This is a genomic window from Chitinophaga oryziterrae, from assembly GCF_009758125.1.
GTDB lineage: Bacteria > Bacteroidota > Bacteroidia > Chitinophagales > Chitinophagaceae > Chitinophaga > Chitinophaga oryziterrae.
This window is the reverse complement of the sequence record NZ_WRXO01000002.1, coordinates 1,136,723-1,144,552: the sequence shown is the minus strand read 5'-3', so window position 1 is coordinate 1,144,552 and position 7,830 is coordinate 1,136,723. Positions and strand designations below refer to the sequence as shown.

At 39.6% G+C, this 7,830-nt stretch carries 7 protein-coding genes and 1 pseudogene; 3 read left to right on the top strand and 5 right to left on the bottom strand.

Going from position 1 to position 7,830, the window contains the following annotated elements; translation table 11 throughout:
• Positions 1–247 precede the first annotated feature (247 nt).
• Positions 248–480, top strand: a pseudogene (locus GO495_RS32660) (transposase); the annotation flags it as partial.
• Between the two features lie 12 nt (positions 481–492).
• Complete coding sequence (locus tag GO495_RS12110) at positions 493–738, top strand: integrase core domain-containing protein (protein WP_344812471.1); 246 nt, start codon at positions 493–495, stop codon at positions 736–738.
• Between the two features lie 607 nt (positions 739–1,345).
• Here GO495_RS12110 and GO495_RS12105 read toward each other — a convergent pair.
• The 5 genes from GO495_RS12105 to GO495_RS12085 form a co-directional block, all read right to left on the bottom strand.
• On the bottom strand, positions 1,346–1,876 hold the full coding sequence (locus GO495_RS12105) for a hypothetical protein (RefSeq protein ID WP_157299931.1): 531 nt from the start codon (positions 1,874–1,876) through the stop codon (positions 1,346–1,348).
• Between the two features lie 10 nt (positions 1,877–1,886).
• Positions 1,887–3,206, bottom strand: coding sequence for a hypothetical protein (locus tag GO495_RS12100; RefSeq protein WP_157299930.1), 1,320 nt, complete (start codon positions 3,204–3,206; stop codon positions 1,887–1,889).
• Positions 3,207–3,275: 69 nt separating this feature from the next.
• Positions 3,276–3,551: a hypothetical protein gene (locus GO495_RS12095; protein ID WP_157299929.1), complete on the bottom strand. Its 276-nt coding sequence runs from the start codon at positions 3,549–3,551 to the stop codon at positions 3,276–3,278.
• 5 nt (positions 3,552–3,556) lie between these two features.
• The gene (locus GO495_RS12090; RefSeq protein ID WP_157299928.1) at positions 3,557–6,430 is read right to left on the bottom strand and encodes an RHS repeat domain-containing protein; all 2,874 of its coding nucleotides are present in this window, start codon (positions 6,428–6,430) and stop codon (positions 3,557–3,559) included.
• A 138-nt stretch (positions 6,431–6,568) separates the two neighbouring features.
• Positions 6,569–6,817: a transposase gene (locus tag GO495_RS12085; RefSeq protein WP_157299927.1), complete on the bottom strand. Its 249-nt coding sequence runs from the start codon at positions 6,815–6,817 to the stop codon at positions 6,569–6,571.
• A 152-nt stretch (positions 6,818–6,969) separates the two neighbouring features.
• Between GO495_RS12085 and GO495_RS32655 the strand changes: the two genes are divergently transcribed.
• Positions 6,970–7,137 (top strand): helix-turn-helix domain-containing protein, encoded by a 168-nt coding sequence (locus GO495_RS32655; protein ID WP_420808913.1) that lies wholly within the window; start codon positions 6,970–6,972, stop codon positions 7,135–7,137.
• Positions 7,138–7,830 lie beyond the last annotated feature (693 nt).

Below are 7,830 nucleotides of genomic sequence, written 5' to 3'. Positions count from 1 at the left end.
AAAATAGAGCTGAAAGGAGAATCCTTACGGAAGAATAAAAACAGTTAAATTACATCAGCTACTACAAGTCTTTAATTGTGGTACACTATGACCTGAAATAGTGGTAAGCTTTAACCGTAATATCCACCTTGATCGGAATGGATTAAAAGCTATTCAGCCCAGGTCTTTTGTACCTAAAACAACGGATAGTAGGCATCCTTACACCATAAGTCCTAATGTGCTGAAGAAACAGGGGTTTCCATCCGGTATGAATGCAACATGGGTAGGCGATATTACTTACATCCCTATGGCAGATGGAACATTCCGCTATTTGTCTGTATGGATGGATTTATATTCGCGCAAAATTGTGGGATGGATTTACAGGATCACATGAAGGAATCACTGGTAATAACCTCTTTTAAGAAAGCGTTGGCTAATCGTAAACCCCAGGAGAAGATGGTCATTCATTCTGATCGGGGTGGTCAGTATGCGAGTAAAAAGTTTCGCAAGCTTATTGATAAACGTAGGCTAACGCAGAGTATGAGCGATGCAGACAATCCTTACGACAACGCGCATATGGAGTCCTATTTTAGCCGCTTTAAGGCTGAATTGATGGAAGGCGGCGCATTTGATAACGCTGAGGATTCCCGAACCGAGATTTTTGAATTTATAGAAATGTATTATAATCCGAAAAGATTACATTCTTCCCTGGGTTATTTATCACCTAATAATTTTGAGTTAAACCAGACAGCAGCATGATATCAGAAAGTCAAAAATGGCATGGGCTAACGCCCATAAGCATCATGTCCTGGGGGCTACGCGCCCCCAGACCCCGGCGGGATTTTATAGGCATCAATCCGCCAAATAGTCTATTGAAAGGAAATAAAAAAGTTCATGGCTTAATTTATTCCATGAGCTCCTTACTACTTATGCGGAGTAGACAACCGGACTATTTGTCGGACGATTCTATTCCTACACGGGTGCTTCCCAGCAGAGCCGATTCTGCTTTGAATCGACAATAAATGTAATTGGGTTTACTATATTTGTAAAATCTATTTCTTAACTAAGAGAATACACTGTCCGGGAAAATCAAACACCTCAAACTACCAAGCGAATAACTCCTATCTGGCTGTAACATACCAAATGGATAGTAATCCTGTGCACTGAGTAACTCTGCCCTATAATGATCGCCTTACTGGATGGGTTTGTCACTAATCGTAGCTAACACGTTAAGTCGTGCAATATCTAGTCGTGTTAACTTGAGTTATAAAAGTATGCGAATATTCGGTACTTACCTTTGTCGTACATTTTGCCTACCTTATTTTTCGTTATAATAAAAATCAGTTTGCACACAATTCAGATAATCTTAAATGATTTTTTGTACACTTTCAAAAACAATTTCACCAAGCTGTTGATAAGTAGTTATGTTATTTAGACAATTAAATTTTTTTGTTTCTATAGTATTCCCATCTGAAATAGGTGTTGAGATTAAATATTCAACATCGAAATATAACTTTAACCCGAATGGACTTTTACCCTTAATCATTATCCATTCAATATCTAATATCTTATGCCCTACAATGTCATTAAATTCTGCAGAATTAGTAAAGTCATAATATTCATTGTCAATAATTTCATCAATTTCACAAGTCTGCCACTTGGTAACACGACTTTCAAAAATATCATAAGAAAAGTATTTATCAGGTATTTTTTGCTTAATAACTATAGGAGTCCAATTGTCCCCCTTGTCTGTAGTTATTACAAATAATCCTTCAAATCCGCTTAAAGTAATTCCAATTGAAATATCTACATTTATTCTCTTTTCCTCCCCCAAAGGAGGCCAAAGAATAATAAACACTCTACTTATTTCTTTTTTTAATAATGTGCTAATATCCATTTTAATTATATTAAGGCTTTACTAATGGTTTGGCAAGTTGATACCAATTATTTGAGGTTTTATTAATCAAAGTAATTAATGTACCATTCGCTTCTGTAACTATCATTTTTCCATCGCTTATATAGAATAATGCATTTGGAGTTTCATTCCACGCCCCAATCCTTGTTAATGCAGGATCTGATGCTTTTAGTAAATCAGAAGCTAACTGTTCAAGCTTAGGTACAAGCTTTTGAAGTTCTTGAGGAGTATGGCCTCCGAGCCCTAATACATCAGCATGTTTTATTAAATGTCCTTTCGCATTTTTTCCAAAAAGAAGCACCTTCTCAACAACTTTTTCAACAACTACACTTTTAGCTTCACTAGCAGCAACTCCTGTTCCTCCTTCAGCATACAACACTGCTTGATCTACCGGGCCGAGTAACTTACCTCCTGGGAGAGCCAAAATAGCCCAACTACCTGCCGCTATTACTCTGCTATCAGTGATTTTTACACGCTTTGAATCAAGTTCACGTTGCCAGAATTCTTTGAATTCTAAATTATTTAAATACTCATCTTTTACTTCGGTACCAAATGATTGCCTGCTTCCATGGAAGGCAGTAACTACATTATACATATTTTCATCCCACTGCTTACCAGCATAAGTAACGCCGTAGGAATGACGTGATTCTGAGTATGTAGTAGATCCTCCCCAGACTATAGCTCTCCAAGCTGCACCTAATCTTGAATAAGCTCCATTAGGATCAGTATTTAAGATAGGATTATTATAGAATACGGAGTAATCACTTTTGTCAATTTGTTGCACAGGATCCACATTCCATCTTCTTCCTATTCTTGAATCATACTCCCAGAATTGTGCTGTATAACTATTTCCATCTCCATTTATCTCGTCAGACTTCTCCTGCCCGTTAAACCCATAACGATAAGTGCCAAGAGAATAACGTCTATCCGGTTGTAACATACCAAATGGATAGTAATCCTGTGCACTGAGTAACTCTGCCTTGTAATGATCACCTTCCTGAACAGGTTTGTCACTAATTGTAGCCAGTACGTTACCCAAATGATTACTTAGCTCATAACGCTTAATACCTAAATTATCCCAGATACTACTTATATCAGTATCTACCGCAACATCGGGCGTCCAGATACCTAAACGGCTGGAACCATACAATTCCTGTTCCTTCCAGTACAGGGTAGAGCCCCCGTCTTTGTTACCGTAAATAGCAAGTGTATTACCCTGCGCATCCCGTACATACCAGGTTTTATCAGTTACGCCACTATGAGTATAAGCTTCGTAGATCCTGTTACCACCTGCATCATAACGATATTCCAAAGAAAAGTCATAGCCGATAACGACTCTACTTTTTTCATTTACTAGTAGGTCTTAATTACTTACATATTGTTAATCTGAACATGATAATTGACCATGATCTTTAATAACTTGCAATACTTCATCTAATGTCGGGTTAAGACTGAAAAATTTTCTTCGAACATCATCTGACTCAACTTTCAATAACTCAATCTCCCATCTGTCCTCAATTCTCACAATTAGCAAAGTTAAAAGGTCGTCGTTCAAAACGCCTACCCAAGTCAACCTTCGTTTACCATCCCTTTTATCTTTGGATAAATGTTCAAAGCCAACAAATCCCAAGTATTCTAAATCCTTTTCCTCTATCATTTTTACTATTTAGGTTTAGTAAATATTACATCTACAGATTTATAGTTTCCATCTTCATCCTTCTCTGTCCCTAAGGAAACTTTAGGGGTACCAGTATATCCCAATCTCTTTGCCATTTCCCCTGTAAAGGTTTCCATTACGGCCTTCTGTGCTGCAGTTTCATCTCCACCATATTTTTTTAAAGATTTATTAAAGGCATCAAGGTTATCACTTAAATCACCTGCCCGCCAAATACCTCGAATAGATCGTATTTCATCGAATTCTGTATTAATATAGTTAAAGATTCCTTTCAAAACATCTCCTCCGCGGCCATCTAATGTAGTACCCTTTGTTTTGATATATAAACTTAATGCTCCTTCAGTCAACCACCCTTTTCCTACTACCTTAGAATTTGCTGGATCTCTTACAATAGCATACCCATCTTCTTCTCCGACATTTATAGGCTCAGAAGATAACTTCATTGCGGGTTGAGTCGTTTTTATAGCCACCTCGACTCCAGGTGTTTGAGGAGCAAGATTGCTAGCGTTTACCCGTGCAACAATTTTACTATTGCCGAAACGGTGCATCATATACTGCGCTCCTGTTTGAAACATGGCGTTCAATAAATCCCTATTCGTTTCAACAGTTCCTTTGGGTAAATTAGACGCGAGATTATATGAATATGCCATGCCCTTATGAGCAGGAGCATCAAGCCATTTTCCAAAATCCTTAACTATGTTAGTTCTACTTACTATTTCATTAGTCGATTGACCACCTCCATAGCTAATAGGAATACCACCTTCTGCTCCATCTATATCTATTGCCCAAATTGGAGTATTACTTGCAAATTGATATGGTGTAAGTTCTGGATATTTCTGAGTTAACGGATCCACACTCAAAAACCTTCCAATCCTCGGATCATACACCCTCATTCCATAATCCTGCTGATTCCCCTCTCCTTTCACCTCATTATCATTCTCCTTACCATTAAACCCATAACGATAACTTCCAAGCGAATAACTCCTATCCGGCTGCAACATGCCAAATGGATAATAATCCTGTGCACTGAGCAACTCTGCCTTATAATGATCGCCTTCCAAAACAGGTTTGTCACTAATTGTAGCTAACACATTGCCAAGGTGATTGCTTAGCTCATAATGCTTGATGCCTAGATTATCCCAGATACTACTTACATCAGTACCTACTGCAACATCAGGCGTCCAGATGCCTAAACGGCTGGAACCATATAATTCCTGTTCTTTCCAGTACAGGGTAGAGCCTCCGTCTTTGTTACCATAGATAGCCAGTGTATTACCCTGCGCATCCCGTACATACCAAGATTTATCAGTTACACCACCATGAGTATAAGCTTTGTAGATCCTGTTACCACCAGCATCATAACGATATTCCAAAGAACTCCCATCGGCCTTGGTAATGCTCTTGATCTTCCCATACACTGTCCACTGGATATTACTAACACCTCCTTCCACATCTTTAATCAAATTACCGATGTTGTCATAAAGATAATTATTTGCCGCCTGATTTGAAATATCGTTTGTATAAGGATCTCCACTTACACGGTCTAATACCTGGGTCAACCGGTTATTTTTCAGGTAGCCTAAGGCATCCTTAGTATAAACATAATTCATACTGTCCATTGGTAAGGTTTTACCACTGGCACCACTACCATAACGGACATAGCTTAAGATGTTACCGTTGCCATCATACTTAACATCCTCTTTGAAAGGGAATCCAATAGATGTTGTGTTCCAGGTCGTATCTCCTACTGTCAACCCATGCTGACGCATAGCTGTTAGACGGTTCAACTGGTCATAACGGTAAGTGTAGCCTACCGAAGCACCGGAATTGATATTAGACAATGCAAGTGTACTACGGCTGATATTACCATTATACAGGTTACGACCCATTACATCTCCTGACTGAGACCCCCAGTTTAAAGTAATCGCAGTTTGACCTGTACCAATAGGCTGATAGTCCCCACTAAAGTAATCGAGAGTATAAGCATACGCATCACGGCCAACAACGACCCTTGTACTGCCCACAACACCGTCCTTACCCATGTCATTAGCTGCGGATAGATAGTTGCCATTTACCCCCTTTAACCACCCTTGTAAGGTATAAGCATAATCGAGTCCCTGCACCAATGCAGTGTTGCCAAGCTCTATACGAGCCAGTGGGCCATGTAAATAGTAACGATAAGCCGCATCTGTCTTTGGATTCTCAATCTCCCAGGCATCCCCAGACGTACTATTAATACCAGTACGGGCTTTGGTTAACCGGTTTTCAGCGTCATACTCGTAGTTGTAGAAGAAACGGTCGGCAGCTCCCTGCTGGTAACGCACTTTGTTCACTTTACCACTAACAAGGTCGTATTGATAATCAACTCGTTTAGTACCCAGGTCTTGTATCTGTTGCCACAACGTCTTCACGTTACCTATCTGGTCATAACTGTAATAAGTAGCCTGCTGAGGTCCTCCAGTAGCAGCATCCTGATAAGTAACCGCAGATACACGTTTCCGCAAATTATCCTGGGTAAGACCGGCCGCAGCATAAGGCTCGTCATAATAAGTACGGGTGATCTGTGTATTAGTACCCGTAGTATTCATCGTATTTACCTGCGTATCAGTCAGGAAGGGAGTAGCGGCCAGCGTAGTAGTGCCTGACTTCTCTCCCACTTCTATAATACGTCCCTGCGCATCATAATTCGTATAACTGTAACGATTCGCCACACCTCCATTTGCAGGTGAAAACTGCTCCCAGTTATGAGAGAAAACCACACGTCCCAACCTGTCATACCAGAAACGGCTGTTACCAGTATTATCCGGCGCGAAGGAATTTTCTACCCCATTCAGGGATTGATAAGCATATGAAGTAGGCAATGTATGAGAAGGGAATACCGCTGAATACTGCGTTTCTGTTGACGCATGCTTAACCCAGCATGCCCTAACTCGATCATATCTCTACGTGAAGAGACCGATTTCAACGCAACTTTTTTTTCAAAAAATCATTCTCTACCTTTAATTGACCGATTTGCGCATACAGCTTTTCCAGTTGGTCTTCCTGTTGTTCTGTATTAGGCCCCCCGCTATCTGTCTCAAATGCGCTGGCCAATTCCCTGCGGCTTCTCTCTTCCAGGTATTGATTTGAGTAGGATGCAACTCATACTTACGCGCTAGTTCTTCCATGGTGCTGCGCTCCTTAAGGGCTTCTAATACGACTTTCGCTTTGAAGTCCCCACTAAACTTACGTCTGTTCTTCTTTGTCATTCTTTAGGCAATTTAAGACTAAAGTTTTTATCTTAACTGCCGGCCCTTTTTTCGGGGTCCATTATAGTTTAGGCACCAGCTTAACACCATTCAGCCTTGCTGTCTTCAAACAATGACTACTTTCGGTAAAAGAGTAAGAAAATGCAGGGAAGATAAAAAACCTTTCCCTGCAAGAGTTAGCAAAGCAGACGAATACTTCTTATATTGTTGTAGGCAAATATGAACGGGACGAGATAAACCCTTCTCTTGAAGTGGCTAAAAACCCTCGACTTAGCATTCGATATTACTGTAGCGTATTTATTGGGGGAAGCCGCCAATAGTAATATTTTTAAAGATCCTTCATATACCTGTCAGATCTACAACAATGTGTTTCGGATAGTTTCGGGCTTTGTTTTGTTATGCAAACTCACCCACACATCTTTGCCTAATCTGCTTCCTGTTCGTCAGGCCAGAGATTTACCGCCGGCCTCCTTCAGATTCCTTCTCACGAAGGACACCCTTGCCTTAAGTTAACGCTTCCTACTATCAAGGCGCGTTCAGGGACTTACACCCTAGAGTATACGTCCATGCCGGGTGCACATAAAGTAATAAACCCGGTCGCTGACCGGGTTTATTACTTTAATTATAATTCAACTCTTATCCTTTTAATCGTATTACAATATTTATTACTTGCAAATAATAGAATCAGACAAGTCGATCCGAGGTGTTCAATGCACGATTAATAAAAATATGTTGGGCTAGCCATTAGCTGTTATGCTTCATTATCCGTTTTTTACCCAATCCATTCAATCTTCTTTTGGATCATAACGCATAAATAGCCAAATATCTAATCTGTCCGCTAAATTAATTTTATCTTTTTTAACTGTAAAATCAAGATCATAATTAATTCTTTGATTACTTTATTAGCTGTCATACTCATCACTTCTATTAAATTAGTAACTATTTTATCTTTTACTACATTTTTCAGATAGCTGAATGATTAGACAGGGGCTTTTATCTTTAAAAAAGTCATA